The organism is Treponema phagedenis (assembly GCF_008153345.1).
Lineage (GTDB): Bacteria > Spirochaetota > Spirochaetia > Treponematales > Treponemataceae > Treponema > Treponema phagedenis.
In genome coordinates this window covers 682,767-698,116 of record NZ_CP042818.1, presented here as the reverse complement: position 1 = coordinate 698,116, position 15,350 = coordinate 682,767, and the positions used below count along the sequence as shown (strand labels likewise).

Genomic DNA, 15,350 nt, shown 5'->3' with positions numbered 1-15,350 from the left:
GACCGAAACATCAAAACGTGCAATGAGAAAGGTCATTGTAAGAAGGAAGGTTTAAAGATGAAACAGAGAAAAATAGTTTCAATGGTTGGTACATTAGTTTTAATAATTAGTGCAATAGTGTTAATTACTGGTTGTTCTCAACCGAATAGTAATAATGGTGGAAATACTGTAGGTGTGCAATTTCCCGATGATTTACGCAATACTAGCTGGAGTCATAAAACGGAAATTGGTGGTACGGTTACGAATAGTATAATACTTGAATTTGGTACAAATACTCTTAAATATACTGCAAATGGGATTGTTGCAAATTATACAATTATTAGTGCAACAAAAGGTGGTAAAATTGAAATATCAGCTGGAGCAGGTACTAAAGTAGTTTTATGTGAATCATATAGTATTTCTGGGAGCACATTAACTATAAGTGGAGGTATGCATAGTATCGGATTAAAATATACTAAGCAATAATGAGTTAGGCTAAATTTTTCTTAAGATTTGAGGGGGTAGCATATTATAAGTTCCGCAAAAGATGCTCCTTCTCAAATTGATATAATAATTATATGTATGGATGAGGTTTGGTATTTATGAGACATGTTTTTTCATTTGAAGGTGGAGAATATCTTAGTAGTATGGGCGCATCATGGTTTATTTCTTATGCGTATTATGATAAGGTAGATAAATCACAAACTAAGTGGCTGGCGGTAGATATCGTTGATCAGCGTATTTCATTGTACAAACGGACAGATAAATATCACATAAAATGGCTTGAAGAGGTGTGTAATATGCAAGATGCTAAATTAAACACGAATACGCTTGGGCTTGATGCAAATGAAATAAAAAGAATGGTATGAGAATTATTAGCAAAACACTAAATATATATATTGGTCTAAAGTATTTTATCTGAGTTAATAAATCTAACACCCGCTTCAAAGCTGACATTTGTTTTGTCACGAAAGTTGCTTTTTGCGGTCGCCTATGGCTCCCTTTTTATGCAACTTTCGTGCCAACTTTGCCTTATGCTTCGCATCGGCAAAGCCACAAATGCAGGTTAAGCGAATGTTAGATTGACCCGCCTAAAGGCGGGCGGGAACGGAACCAATCGAGACATATATTCGACTGAAAGATTAAAACGTGCAATGAGAAAGGTCATTGCGAAAGGAAGGTTGAAAGATGAAACAGCGTTTATTACTATTATTTACGGCAGCAATGGTGTGTGCTGTAATTATGGGCTGTCGCTTCTCTGCGGGAACTTCAGCGGAATATTCAAAGGATAAACAGGGTACCCAGCAATCCGACACAAAGCCGAATCAAGGTCAGCAGAGCGGTCAGTCCCAACAGGGAGGCGGGCAAGGTCAGCAAGATGAGCGGTTTGAGGTACAAGACGGTAAACTGGTAAAATACACTGGTACTGATGAGCATGTCGTGATTCCCGAATCGGTGAAAGTTATTGGAAAAGAAGTTTTTTCAGCTAATACAACAATAAAAACAGTTCAGCTGCCTACCGGATTACTTAAAATTGAGGACGATGCATTTCTCTATTCCACGCTTACCAAGGTTACTATTCCTGCAAATGTTACGGAAATCGGGAGCTTTGCGTTTATGGGCACCAAGTTAACCGAACTTAAGTTTGAAGCGGGGTCAAAAATTACAAAATTACCAAAGAACATGTGTGAAATATGTACGGATCTTACAACAGTCGAGTTGCCGACTGGCTTACAGTCGATAGGCTCGAGTGCTTTTTCAGGATGTGAAAAACTTTCACAAATTACGTTTCCCGATACGGTACATACTATCGAAACAAATGCTTTCCGTGAAACGGCACTTACGCGTGTTGTCCTACCTGCGAATTTGCAAAAACTGGAACAACAAGCTTTTTACTTGAATAAAGAACTTACTGAAGTTGTTGCGTCAACTACGGTAGTGCAACAAGACTGGAAAGAAATTCCGGAAAATGATAATGGTATTTCTGCGCTTTGTTTTTGTGATAATCAAAAGTTACAGACGATAAAGTTTCCGGACCGTTTGAAAACCATGTCTGAGGGGTGTTTACTTGGTGCGGTACATTTAAAAGATGTTACATTACCAGCCTCTATCGCTTCCATTAGTGAGGGCATTATAGACCTAAGCAGCATAACAGATAAGGTTACCGTACATGTAAAGAATAGGGAACCATCACAGATAAGCATAAATACGTATGCTTTTAGAAATTTCGATGGAACACATAAAGACAAGTTATTTATCCACGTACCGAATGGAACAAGTGAAACTTTCAAAAAGGCGGCGGGCTGGAGTACCTATCAAGAAAGGATTTCAGAAGAAAGTAACTAATATTCAGGTACAATGTTGTCTGTTTAAAGCGGGTTGGTGTACTACATAGGTATTCAAGTATCTGTAAAAAGCTAACCATGTTTTTCATAGATTGTCGTAATAGTGATAAATAATTGTATAACAAAATGGGACTAAAATCTAACACCCGCTTCAACCTGACATTTGTTTTGTCACGAAAGTTGCTTGACGGTCATTGCTCACGCAATTCCCTTTTTCATGCAACTTTCGCGCCAACTTTGCCTTATCGCTTCGCGTCGGCAAAGGCACAAATGCAGGTTAAGCGAATGTTAGGTTGACGCCTTGCGGCGCGGTAAGTAAAATATACGGTTATTAAAAAATACTTTCCGTATGTACCAAGTAAACCGCTAGATAAATATAATAAAACTATTATAATATATATTAACATATAAAGGAAATAAAAATTTTAAGCATGAAGGAGCTTGATAAAATGAGAGAAAAAGGTATAATACCCCCCCCCCCCGAAATCCGTATTTATACTTAATTTTTTAATCTTTAACGGATTATTTGGATTTGGTTTTTTGTATGCGTGGTACACAAAGATAATTCCGGTAGAAGAACTTGCAAAATTCTTAACGGCATTTCCTACGCTTGTTGTCCTTGTTTTCAATGTAACAATACCGACTGTGTTATATAGAATGTTCATAAATATGTTGAAAACATATAAAACGGATGTCGGCGGTGTAGATAAAGCTAACAAAGTGTTAGCTCTGTATTCTAAACTGAGTTTGCTTGCTCCTATTATTCTTACTTTGGCGACTCCAATTGCTACGCTATTGTGGCTCGGCATACATTCTATCGAAAAAATCATTGCGTGTGTTTTGGGTGCTGTTGGCTGTTTGGATTTTGCTTCGGTTTTTTTCTACATATTGTGGACACATAAACTTGAAGCCTATTTGAAATTTTTACCATTTGAAAAAAAGCATATTACCATGTCCTATATTCTTCGCAATATGCTGGTAAGTTTTTTTCTTTTTGGTGGTCTCATTTTTTTGTGCATTGATCCGTTTATTGGAATGCTTTATAACGGTTTAACTCTTATACAGACTTTGAAAATGATTATTCCAATCGCTATACTGACGCTTTCCGGTGCTCTTTTTATAAATTATACACTGTATACGGGAATAAATAATAGCATAAACGAAGTGATGAATTTTACCGATACGCTTGCAGTAGGAAATTTTATTGTTGATAAATTAGAAATAAAACGTCGGGATGTATTCGGTATTCTTGCAATGCAGTTAAATATTTTCCATAAAAATACTGTTGCTCTCCTTTCCAGTATTAAAAATAATACAAATACGATGAACGAAGTCGGGACAATTCTTTCAACCAATGCAGAAGAAACGGCAAGTTCCATTCATCAAATCAGTGAGAACATCAACGGGGTAAAACAGCAGACTATGACCCAAGCAGCAGGTGTTACCGAAACAGCTGCCACGATGGAAGAAATTATCCGCACAATAAAACAGTTGAACGGCAGTATTGAAACGCAAGCGGCATCGGTTGCTCGCTCTTCATCTTCAATTGAAGAAATGGTTGCAAATATCGCTTCTATTACGCAGACAATTGATAAAACCGATGATTCCATTAAAGAACTTGCACAAGCAACCGGCGACGGAAAAGATGCCGTCGTAACTTCAAATAGTGTAACACAGAAGATTGCAGAAGAGTCAGGCGGTCTGATTGAAGCGAGTAATGTTATTCAAAATATAGCAAGCCAGACAAACCTTTTGGCAATGAATGCTGCAATCGAAGCGGCTCATGCAGGAGATGCGGGAAAAGGATTTGCCGTTGTTGCTGACGAAATCAGAAAATTGGCGGAAGAATCTTCGGCTCAAGGAAAAAACATTACCGTAACACTGAAAACACTCGGAGCGGAAATTGAAACTTTGGCAAAGTCTTCCAAAACGGTCGAAGAAAAATTCAATGCAATTTTTACGCTGTCAGAGCAGGTAAAAACAATGAGTGCTAACCTTATGACTGCAATGAAAGAGCAGGAAAACGGCAGCTATGAAGTTTTATCTGCGATTAAAGCGATTAATTCCGTAACGCAAGAAGTACAAGCAGGTTCTGCTGAAATGCTCCGCGGCGGTGAACAAGTTGCCGATGAAATGCGGAATCTTGATAATTTAACACGCATCATTACCGACAGTATGAATGAAATGGCAAGCGGTGCGGTACAAATAAGCAATGCTGTACAAGAAGTCAATGAGATTACACAACGGAATAAAGATTCAATTGATAACTTAACTACGGAAGTAGAGAAGTTTAAGGTATAAGATTACATTATATGGATATGGGAAACCTAACACCCGCTTCAACCTGACATTGCCTTTGCGGCAATGCAGGTTAAGCGGATGTTAGATTGACCTGCCTTGAGGCAGGCATGAGCGGAACCAATCGAAACATATTTTCGACCGAAACATCAAAACGTGCAATGAGAAAGGTCATTGTAAGAAGGAAGGTTTAAAGATGAAACAGCGTTTATTACTATTACTTACGGCAGCAATGGTGTGTGCTGTAACTATAGGCTGTCGCCTCTCTGCGGGAACTTCAGCAGGATATTCAAAGGATAAACAGGATACTCAGCAATCCGACACAAAGTCGAATCAAGGTCAGTCCCAACAGGGAGGCGGGCAAGGTCAGCAAGATGAGCGGTTTGAGGTACAAGACGGTAAACTGGTAAAATACACTGGTACTGATGAGCATGTCGTGATTCCCGAATCGGTGAAAGTTATTGGAAAAGAAGTTTTTTCAGCCAATAAAACAATAAAAACAGTTCAGCTGCCTACCGGATTACTTAAAATTGAGGACGATGCATTTTTCTATTCCACGCTTACCAAGGTTACTATTCCTGCAAATGTTACGGAAATCGGGAGCTTTGCGTTTATGGGCACCAAGTTAACCGAACTTAAGTTTGAAGCGGGGTCAAAAATTACAAAATTACCAAAGAACATGTGTGAAATATGTACGGATCTTACAACAGTCGAGTTGCCGACTGGCTTACAGTCGATAGGCTCGAGTGCTTTTTCAGGATGTGAAAAACTTTCACAAATTACGTTTCCCGATACGGTACATACTATCGAAACAAATGCTTTCCGTGAAACGGCACTTACGCGTGTTGTCCTACCTGCGAATTTGCAAAAACTGGAACAACAAGCTTTTTACTTGAATAAAGAACTTACTGAAGTTGTTGCGTCAACTACGGTAGTGCAACAAGACTGGAAAGAAATTCCGGAAAATGATAATGGTATTTCTGCGCTTTGTTTTTGTGATAATCAAAAGTTACAGACGATAAAGTTTCCGGACCGTTTGAAAACCATGTCTGAGGGGTGTTTACTTGGTGCGGTACATTTAAAAGATGTTACATTACCAGCCTCTATCGCTTCCATTAGTGAGGGCATTATAGACCTAAGCAGCATAACAGATAAGGTTACCGTACATGTAAAGAATAGGGAACCATCACAGATAAGCATAAATACGTATGCTTTTAGAAATTTCGATGGAACACATAAAGACAAGTTATTTATCCACGTACCGAATGGAACAAGTGAAACTTTCAAAAAGGCGGCGGGCTGGAGTACCTATCAAGAAAGGATTTCAGAAGAAAGAAAGTAACTAATATTCAGGTACAATGTTGTCTGTTTAAAGCGGGTTGGTGTACTACATAGGTATTCAAGTATCTGTAAAAAGCTAACCATGTTTTTCATAGATTGTCGTAATAGTGATAAATAATTGTATAACAAAATGGGACTAAAATCTAACACCCGCTTCAACCTGACAATTGTTTTGTCACGAAAGTTGCTTGGGCGATCGCCTACGGCTCCCTTTTTATGCAACTTTCGCGCCAACTTTGCCGCCGCTATGCGTCGGCAAAGCCACAAATGCAGGTTAAGCGAATGTTAGACGGACGCCTATCGGCGCGAAAAAGTAATATTGAAAATATTTCAATGTTGTGATATATCTGAAATGAAAAGTTAAATTTTAAAAGCAATAAGGAGACTTGACAAAAATGAAAGAATATGTTACCCCCCCCCCCGAAAAATTTAGAGAGTAGTAGACATCGTTTTGTAAAATCAAAAAAACGGTTTTCCATCCGAACGAGGATGGTGCTTATTTTCGGAGCGCTTGCCATTGCCGGACTGATGCTGATGACGTTCATTGCGGTGCGCATTGCACGCAAAGCGGTTTTGGAAAAAGTCGAGGCGCACCTGTTTGACAAAGCCGCCGATACCGCCGCTATACTTGACGGTGAGATAAAACAGTGGTTTGAGTATCTTGACGGTATTGCTTCTCAAGACGATTTACACGATGAAAACATAAGCTGGAAAGAAAAAGCTCGTATACTCGAAGAACTTTCAAAAGACGAAGCAGAGGTTATTGCTTTTGCAATAATTGATCCGAAAGGAATATATCATTTGCCTGACGGACAGCAGTTTGATGTTTCCGGTCAAAAGTGGTTTCAAGAGTCGCAAGGCGGCACAAAAAGATATTTTTCCGAGCCGTTTAGAGACGTAGAGACGGGAAATCTCATTGCACAAGCAGTCGTTCCCATTATGGGAAAAAATAATACGCTCATGGGTGTGCTGGCTGCTGTTTTCGACGGATATACGCTTTCAAATATGGGGGATCTTATTAAAGTCGGTAAAACAGGCGGCTGCTTTATTATTTCAGAATCGGGAATAAATATAGCCAACAGGAACCGTGAGTTAGTTAAAAATATGTATAATCCTATTGAGGATGCAAAAACAAACAAGCAGCACGCACAAGTTGCAGCTGTCATCCAAGATATTCTTAAAAGCAATACAGCGGAAAATAAGATTTCCAAAACAAAACTTACTTCACAGGCAAAAATTTTAACTTTATTAAAAGGAGTATATATATGAAAAATAAAAAAAGATTTTCGATCGGGAAAAAGCTCACACTTTTTACTCTCGCTATATTTTTGTGCGCCGAATTGATTTTGGGAATTGTTTTTTCCCTACGAGGTAAACATGACCTTGCCTTAATCATAAAGGAAGATATGGCTTCCACGCTAGCACGGGAGAGCGCGGGTATTGCAGATAAATTCAAAAACGAAACGCATTATCTGGAAGGTCTTGCGCAAAATCTTCTTATCACCGACACGACTATTCCGTTTGAAAAAAAGATTGCCTTCTTCAAGACGGAAGCAAAACGCAACGGATATACGTACTTCAGCTATTCCGAGACCGACGGAAACACCATCAAGTTCGCCGAAAACTCAAAACCTGCAAGCGTTGCAAAAAAACAGGGTTTTATAGACGCAATGAAAGGCAACACGAACTTTCGCGACGTTCGCCTAAGCGGGATTGCAAAAACTCCCGTAGTAAGCTACATGGTTCCTATTTATAACATTGAACGCACAAAAGTCATTGCAGTTTTTCAAGGACATTTAGACGCATCTTTTCTTTCACAGATAGCGAAAAACATCAAGAATAAAAAGACGGGCAAAGCCTGCATCATAAATAAAGAGGGACGAATTGTCGGAAGCGCCGACGCGGATGATGTGGCAAAAGAAATAAATCTTTTTGAAAGCCGTGATATTCCTGATGAAAAGAGGCGACTCGGGGAGTTTTTACAGCCGCTTGTAAAGGAAAATAAAACGGCGTTCGGAAGTTACAGCGACGGAAAAAGGCGCATGGCTGCAGGGTTTGCCGCTATAGAGGGCACGCCGTGGCTTTTAGTTTACACGGTAACTCAGGCGGAACTCGAACAGCAGCTCAGCGTTCTTACTAGGCTTTATATCATAGGCTCCGTTATTATTTTGTCCATTGCGTCGGCGACACTGGCTTTAATTATCAGAATAATTGTAAAGCAGATTTTGAAAATTGTAGCATTGCTTCGAGACATTGCCGAAGGAGAGGGCGACCTTACGGTGCGCCTTCCCGTAACGGGAAACGACGAGCTTACGGATTTACAGCTTTATTTCAATAAAACGATAGAGAAAATCGGACACCTCATAAAGAACGTCCGCTCATCATCGGATAAGATGAGCGAAATCGGCTCCGATCTTTCAAGCAACATGAGTGAGACTGCAAGTTCGATAAACCAAATCAGCGCGAATATCGACGGCGTAAAAGAGCAGGTGCTTGAGCAAAGTGCAAGCGTTACCGAAACCGCTTCAACAATGGAAGAAATCATCAGAACTATAAAGCAGCTCAATGCAAGTATTGAAAACCAAGCAGCAAGTGTCGCTCAATCTTCCAGTGCGGTGGAGCAAATGGTAGCAAACATCGCTTCCATCACCCAAACCCTTGATAAAACCAATGATGTGATAAAAACCCTTGCAACGGCAACCGCCGACGGCAAAGAAACCATAACCAGTGCAACAAGCGTAACGCAAAAGATAGCCGAAGAATCAGGGAGCTTACTTGAAGCAAGCAATGTTATTCAGCATATTGCAAGTCAGACTAATCTGCTTGCGATGAATGCAGCGATTGAAGCGGCACACGCCGGAGAAGCAGGCAAGGGTTTTGCTGTTGTTGCCGACGAAATCCGTAAACTTGCAGAAGAATCGAGTGCACAAGGTAAAACCATCACCGCAACGCTTAAAACCTTATCAGGCGAAATTGAAAGTCTGTCTGTTTCATCAAAAACGGCGGGAGAAAAGTTCAATGCAATCTTTAGTCTTTCTGAACAGGTAAAGGAGATGAGTAATCGCTTGATGGAAGCGATGAGGGAGCAGGAAAATGGCAGCCGTGAGGTACTCGGTGCTATTAAAACAATTAATACGGTAACGACAGAAGTTCAAGCGGGATCCGGCGAAATGCTGCGCGGCGGCGAGGGCGTAGCGGAAGAAATGCGCAAACTTGATGATCTTACCCGTGTGATTGCCGACAGTATGAATGAAATGGCAAGCGGAGCCGTACAAATCAGTAATGCGGTGCAGGAAGTGAATGAGATTACGCGAAAGAACAAAGAGAGCATTGACAGTTTGAGTGCGGAGGTCGGGAAGTTTAAGGTGTAGCGTCTAACACCCGCTTCAACCTGACATTGCGGACAAGCCGCAAAGCAGGTTAAGCGAATGTTAGGTTGACACCTATCGGTGCGGTAAACAAAATATACGGGTAGTAAAAAATACTTTCCGTATTTACCAAGTAAACCGCTAGATAAATATAATAAAACTATTATAATATATATTAACATATAAAAAAATAAAAATTTTAAGCATAAAGGAGCTTGACAAAATGAACAAAAATAACTATATTATCCCCCCCCCCCCCCCGAAATCCGTATTTATACTTAATTTTTTAATCTTTAACGGATTATTTGGATTTGGTTTTTTGTATGCGTGGTATACAAAAATAATTCTGGTAGAAGAACTTGCAAAATTCTTAACGGCATTTCCTACGCTTATCACCCTTATTCTAAATATAACAATACCGACTGTGCTATATAGAATGTTCATAAATATGTTGAAAACATATAAAACGGATGTCGGCGGTGTAGATAAAGCAAACAAAGTGTTAGCTCTGTATTCTAAAGTGAGTTTGCTCGCTCCTGTTATTCTTACTTTGGCGACTCCAATTGCTACGCTATTGTGGTTGGGCATTCATTCTATCGAAAAAATCATTGCGTGTGTTTTGGGTGCTGTTGGCTGTTTGGATTTTGCTTCGGTTTTTTTCTACATATTGTGGACACATAAACTTGAAGCCTATTTGAAATTTTTACCATTTGAAAAAAAGCATATTACCATGTCCTATATTCTTCGCAATATGCTGGTAAGTTTTTTTCTTTTTGGTGGTCTCATTTTTTTGTGCATTGATCCGTTTATTGGAATGCTTTATAACGGTTTAACTCTTATACAGACTTTGAAAATGATTATTCCAATCGCTATACTGACGCTTTCCGGTGCTCTTTTTATAAATTATACACTGTATACGGGAATAAATAATAGCATAAACGAAGTGATGAATTTTACCGATACGCTTGCAGTAGGAAATTTTATTGTTGATAAATTAGAAATAAAACGTCGGGATGTATTCGGTATTCTTGCAATGCAGTTAAATATTTTCCATAAAAATACTGTTGCTCTCCTTTCCAGTATTAAAAATAATACAAATACGATGAACGAAGTCGGGACAATTCTTTCAACCAATGCAGAAGAAACGGCAAGTTCCATTCATCAAATCAGTGAGAACATCAACGGGGTAAAACAGCAGACTATGACCCAAGCAGCAGGTGTTACCGAAACAGCTGCCACGATGGAAGAAATTATCCGCACAATAAAACAGTTGAACGGCAGTATTGAAACGCAAGCGGCATCGGTTGCTCGCTCTTCATCTTCAATTGAAGAAATGGTTGCAAATATCTCTTCTATTACGCAGACAATTGATAAAACCGATGATTCCATTAAAGAACTTGCACAAGCAACCGGCGACGGAAAAGATGCCGTCGTAACTTCAAATAGTGTAACACAGAAGATTGCAGAAGAGTCAGGCGGTCTGATTGAAGCGAGTAATGTTATTCAAAATATAGCAAGCCAGACAAACCTTTTGGCAATGAATGCTGCAATCGAAGCGGCTCATGCAGGAGATGCGGGAAAAGGATTTGCCGTTGTTGCTGACGAAATCAGAAAATTGGCGGAAGAATCTTCGGCTCAAGGAAAAAACATTACCGTAACACTGAAAACACTCGGAGCGGAAATTGAAACTTTGGCAAAGTCTTCCAAAACGGTCGAAGAAAAATTCAATGCAATTTTTACGCTGTCAGAGCAGGTAAAAACAATGAGTGCTAACCTTATGACTGCAATGAAAGAGCAGGAAAACGGCAGCTATGAAGTTTTATCTGCGATTAAAGCGATTAATTCCGTAACGCAAGAAGTACAAGCAGGTTCTGCTGAAATGCTCCGCGGCGGTGAACAAGTTGCCGATGAAATGCGGAATCTTGATAATTTAACACGCATCATTACCGACAGTATGAATGAAATGGCAAGCGGTGCGGTACAAATAAGCAATGCTGTACAAGAAGTCAATGAGATTACACAACGGAATAAAGATTCAATTGATAACTTAACTACGGAAGTAGAGAAGTTTAAGGTATAAGATTACATTATATGGATATGGGAAACCTAACACCCGCTTCAACCTGACATTGCGGACAAGCCGCAAATGCAGGTTAAGCGAAGATGTTAGATTGACGCTGACGGGCAAGATGTATTATTGGGAATAAATGGTATACTTGAAGTTAAGTATAAAAAATAGTACAATATCGTATGGTATGGTAAAGAAATCACTAAACGAGAATTTGCATAAGGCAAGAGACGCAAAACAAGATGAGTTTTATACACAACTTTCTGATATAGAAAACGAGTTAAAACATTATCGAGAACACTTTAAAAATAAAACCATTCTTTGCAACTGCGATGACCCGAGAATCAGTAATTTTTTTCATTATTTTTCGTATAATTTTGAGAAATTAGGCTTAAAGCGTTTAATTACAATCTGTTACAAAAACCAAGAAAGAGATTTGTTTAGTACACAATCAAGTGAAAAAGCTATTTATCTTGAATATACCGGTGAAAAAAATGGTGGGAATGTACCGACCGTTGAACAAATTGGAGTTAAGCATTTACAGGGAGATGGAGACTTTAGAAGCTCCGAATGCATCGAACTTTTAAAACAAGCCGATATTGTGGTAACAAATCCGCCCTTTTCGCTTTTCCGTGAATATGTTGCACAGCTCATAGAATACGATAAAAAATTTTTAATCATTGGCAATCAAAACGCAATAACCTACAAAGAAATATTTCCGCTCATTGCCCAAAATAAAATATGGTTGGGGTATAAATCAGGAGATATGTCATTCAAAGTTCCTAACTATTTTAAACCTCGAGAAACAAGATACTGGGAAGATGAAACAGGGCAAAAATGGCGTAGTATGGGAAATGTTTGTTGGTATACAAATCTTGACCATAATAAACGGCACGAAAAACTTATTATGTATAAAAAATATTACGGAAATGAATCAGATTATCCCAAATATGATAACTATGACGCAATTAATGTGGATAAAGTTGCCGAAATACCATGTGATTATGACGGGGTAATGGGCGTACCCATCACTTTTTTGGATAAGTATAATCCAGAGCAATTTGAAATTGTAGCCTTTAGAAAAGGAAACGACGGAAAAGATTTAGTGTACTCATTATCAAGACAAAAAGCCAATGATAGAAAGGTTGGCATAGAAATTGCAGAGAGAGAGAGTACAACCATACTTCAGAATACTTATACGACGACGTTATTAGACCAATACTTAACGGAAAGAACATTTATAGGCGCATTACAATCAGAAGAATTTGCAACCGCAATTCCCGGAATGATTAAAAATGCTGAAGGAAAAATCGGAGACAAAATAACTTATGCCAGAATAACCATAAGGAAAAAAAATGAAAATTGAATTAAAAGAAATTACAATCAGAGAATTGGTTGACCAATACAAAGATAATGATGAAGATGGCGTTACAGGTTATGGAGGAAAATTGGACATTCGTCCGCCGTATCAAAGAGAATTCATTTACAAAGATAAGCAGCGTGATGCTGTTATACATACTATTACAAAGGATTTTCCTCTTAATGTTATGTATTGGGCAGTTAGGGAAGATGGTAGTTTTGAAGTAATTGATGGGCAACAGCGAACTATTTCTATTTGCCAATATATAAGTGGCGATTTTGCATATCTTTTTAGGTATTTTCATAACTTGCAAAAAGACGAACAAGAACAAATCTTAAATTATAAATTGATGGTATATTTTTGCACTGGCACTGATAGTGAAAAACTGGAATGGTTTAAAACAATAAACATTGCAGGTGAAAAACTAACAGACCAAGAGTTAAGAAATGCTGTTTATTTTGGTCCATGGGTAACAGATGCAAAAAAATATTTTAGTAAAAATAGTTGTCCCGCGTATGCCATAGGAAGTGATTATTTAGATGGTTCTCCGATTCGGCAGGATTTTTTGGAAACAGCTATAAAGTGGATTTCAAAAGGTAATATTGAAGCGTATATGGCTCTGCATCAAAACGATGCAAACGCTCTTGCACTATGGCAATATTTTCAATCAGTCATTACTTGGATTTCTGGAACTTTTACAAAAAAAAGAATAAAATTTATGAAAGGTGTAGATTGGGGGAGCCTATATAACAGCTATAAGGATAAAGTTTTTAACACCGATGAGATAGAAGAAGAAACAGTTACACTTATACAAGATGATGATGTTCAAAAAAAGAAAGGAATTTACCCATATATTTTAACTCGTGATGAAAAATATTTATCAATTAGAGCATTTACCGACAGCCAAAAACAAAAGGCTTACGAAAAACAAAAAGGAATATGTAAAGATTGCGGCAACTATTTTGAAATAGAAGAAATGGAAGGCGATCATATCATTCCATGGAAAGATGGAGGCAAGACAATAGATGAGAATTTACAAATGCTTTGTAAAAACTGCAATCGAATAAAATCAGATAAATAATCTAACCCCCGCTTCAACCTGACATTGCGGAGTAGCCGCAAATGCAGGTTAAGCGAATGTTAGATTGACCTGCCTAAAGGCAGGCGGGTAACGGAACCAATCGAAGCATTCTTTCAAAATTTTAAAATCCAAATATTTATGTCTTTTCAATAATATCTCTTATAATTTCCGCATTTCAAGAAGTTGACATATTGACATTTTTGAAAAATTGTAGTATATAATGCTTATCGATAAATAATTATATTATCAGGAGGATAACTTGAAAAAATTATTCATGTTTTCGGTAATCATTCTCAGTTTTGGAATGGTTTATGGGGCTGAAAATATCTTACAAGAAGATATTTTTACTGGATTTGATGCACAGGAATTAAGTATTGACGATGCTGAAATTATCTCCGGTGGTGAAACGTATATCGGATATACTCCGATTATGAAACATTATTACCATACACTGACTGTGGTAACCGATAAACCGATCTCTGATCCATCTTTTACTGTGCGTGCTGTTTTTGAATCGGGTGTAAATTCTGAAGGTAATTCTTCCGCTTCGTGGGGGATAGGATATAACGTACAGCAACATTATAATAAACCTTACATGATAAAAAAGAATCCCGGGTACTATGAGCTTCAGCCGGTAAGCCGTCCGGCAGGGATGTCGGTTAAGGACTATGATGATAAAGTAATAGAAACAGCAAAAGCCTATTTTCAGGAAAAACCGAAGCTCTATTTGGTACTCCATAGAAATTGTAATACCACAACTTCTACTATTATTAGACGTTCAGGCGGCTATGTAGTGCCATCAAAAGCTATGTGGAGGGTACCTGGATGGAAAAAATGGTAAGGACACAAAAAATGGCAAAATTTTTTAACAAAACAATTATTGTAGTGTTTACTGTATTGTGTGTATTGACCTTTAGTGCCTGCCGCTTGCAGTATACGGTGAAAAACGCCCGTTTTAAGTCTGAATTTCTATGGGTGTATGCTGAACAGGATTTTAATATTAAGAAGGCAGGAACGATACAAGGAACTTTTAAATTACCAAAAGATGTTAAATATAAGGGATTGAATTTTGAGGTAATGTTTCCTGCAATATTTCGTAAGAATTGGGATTCTGTTGTAAAGATGCCTTGCAAGCTTACTCTTAGCTGGAATGGTGGTAGCTTGGTAAAGGAAGATCTAGAAGCGAAAAGTAACTGGCATGGAATTAACTTGTGGTTTCATGAGAATGAAATAAGCCATGTGCCTGTGAAACAAGAAATTACCTATACGCTGGAATATGGTGTCGGTGTATATACTGAGTTGAATTATTACTCCGGAGGCGAAAAGGTCGATAAACTTGCTGATTTAGAGGCTCATCCTGAAAGCTATTCAGGCTTTTATGATGCGGTATTTGTTGTAGCCGAACAGTCAACAAAAAAAATGCCGTAATAAGCTTAAAGTTAAAAATAATAGGTAAAATATAACAGTCGTATATGGGTAAAAGTATATACGGCTGTTTATGTTTTTTAAA

Annotated in this window: 12 protein-coding genes; all 12 read left to right on the top strand. The window is 38.3% G+C overall.

What is annotated here, in order from left to right:
- Nucleotides 1-57 precede the first annotated feature (57 nt).
- The 12 genes from FUT79_RS03045 to FUT79_RS02985 all read left to right on the top strand — a co-directional run bounded on the left by FUT79_RS03045 (nt 58) and on the right by FUT79_RS02985 (nt 15,268).
- Nucleotides 58-465: a hypothetical protein gene (locus FUT79_RS03045; protein WP_148879241.1), complete on the top strand. Its 408-nt coding sequence runs from the start codon at nt 58-60 to the stop codon at nt 463-465.
- Between the two features lie 116 nt (nt 466-581).
- Complete coding sequence (locus tag FUT79_RS03040) at nt 582-848, top strand: hypothetical protein (RefSeq protein WP_148879216.1); 267 nt, start codon at nt 582-584, stop codon at nt 846-848.
- Between the two features lie 319 nt (nt 849-1,167).
- Nucleotides 1,168-2,325 (top strand): leucine-rich repeat domain-containing protein, encoded by a 1,158-nt coding sequence (locus FUT79_RS03035; protein WP_148889237.1) that lies wholly within the window; start codon nt 1,168-1,170, stop codon nt 2,323-2,325.
- Between the two features lie 668 nt (nt 2,326-2,993).
- Entirely contained in the window at nt 2,994-4,625 is a 1,632-nt protein-coding gene (locus FUT79_RS03030) for a methyl-accepting chemotaxis protein (protein ID WP_244951149.1), read from the top strand.
- A 193-nt stretch (nt 4,626-4,818) separates the two neighbouring features.
- Nucleotides 4,819-5,964 (top strand): leucine-rich repeat domain-containing protein, encoded by a 1,146-nt coding sequence (locus FUT79_RS03025; RefSeq protein ID WP_024752139.1) that lies wholly within the window; start codon nt 4,819-4,821, stop codon nt 5,962-5,964.
- A gap of 488 nt (nt 5,965-6,452) precedes the next feature.
- Entirely contained in the window at nt 6,453-7,232 is a 780-nt protein-coding gene (locus FUT79_RS03015; protein ID WP_244951127.1) for a cache domain-containing protein, read from the top strand.
- Nucleotides 7,229-9,334, top strand: a complete 2,106-nt coding sequence (locus tag FUT79_RS03010) for a methyl-accepting chemotaxis protein (RefSeq protein ID WP_024751683.1) — start codon at nt 7,229-7,231, stop codon at nt 9,332-9,334. Before FUT79_RS03015 ends, FUT79_RS03010 begins: the two co-directional genes overlap by 4 nt.
- Nucleotides 9,335-9,554: 220 nt before the next feature.
- Nucleotides 9,555-11,411, top strand: coding sequence for a methyl-accepting chemotaxis protein (locus FUT79_RS03005; RefSeq protein WP_148889236.1), 1,857 nt, complete (start codon nt 9,555-9,557; stop codon nt 11,409-11,411).
- Between the two features lie 175 nt (nt 11,412-11,586).
- The gene (locus FUT79_RS03000) at nt 11,587-12,765 is read left to right on the top strand and encodes an adenine-specific methyltransferase EcoRI family protein (protein WP_244951126.1); all 1,179 of its coding nucleotides are present in this window, start codon (nt 11,587-11,589) and stop codon (nt 12,763-12,765) included.
- Entirely contained in the window at nt 12,755-13,840 is a 1,086-nt protein-coding gene (locus tag FUT79_RS02995; protein ID WP_002701562.1) for an HNH endonuclease family protein, read from the top strand. The genes FUT79_RS03000 and FUT79_RS02995 overlap by 11 nt, the downstream gene beginning before the upstream one ends.
- 259 nt (nt 13,841-14,099) lie before the next feature.
- Nucleotides 14,100-14,681, top strand: coding sequence for a hypothetical protein (locus tag FUT79_RS02990; protein ID WP_024751688.1), 582 nt, complete (start codon nt 14,100-14,102; stop codon nt 14,679-14,681).
- Nucleotides 14,666-15,268, top strand: a complete 603-nt coding sequence (locus tag FUT79_RS02985) for a hypothetical protein (protein ID WP_024751687.1) — start codon at nt 14,666-14,668, stop codon at nt 15,266-15,268. The genes FUT79_RS02990 and FUT79_RS02985 overlap by 16 nt, the downstream gene beginning before the upstream one ends.
- Nucleotides 15,269-15,350: the final 82 nt, after the last annotated feature.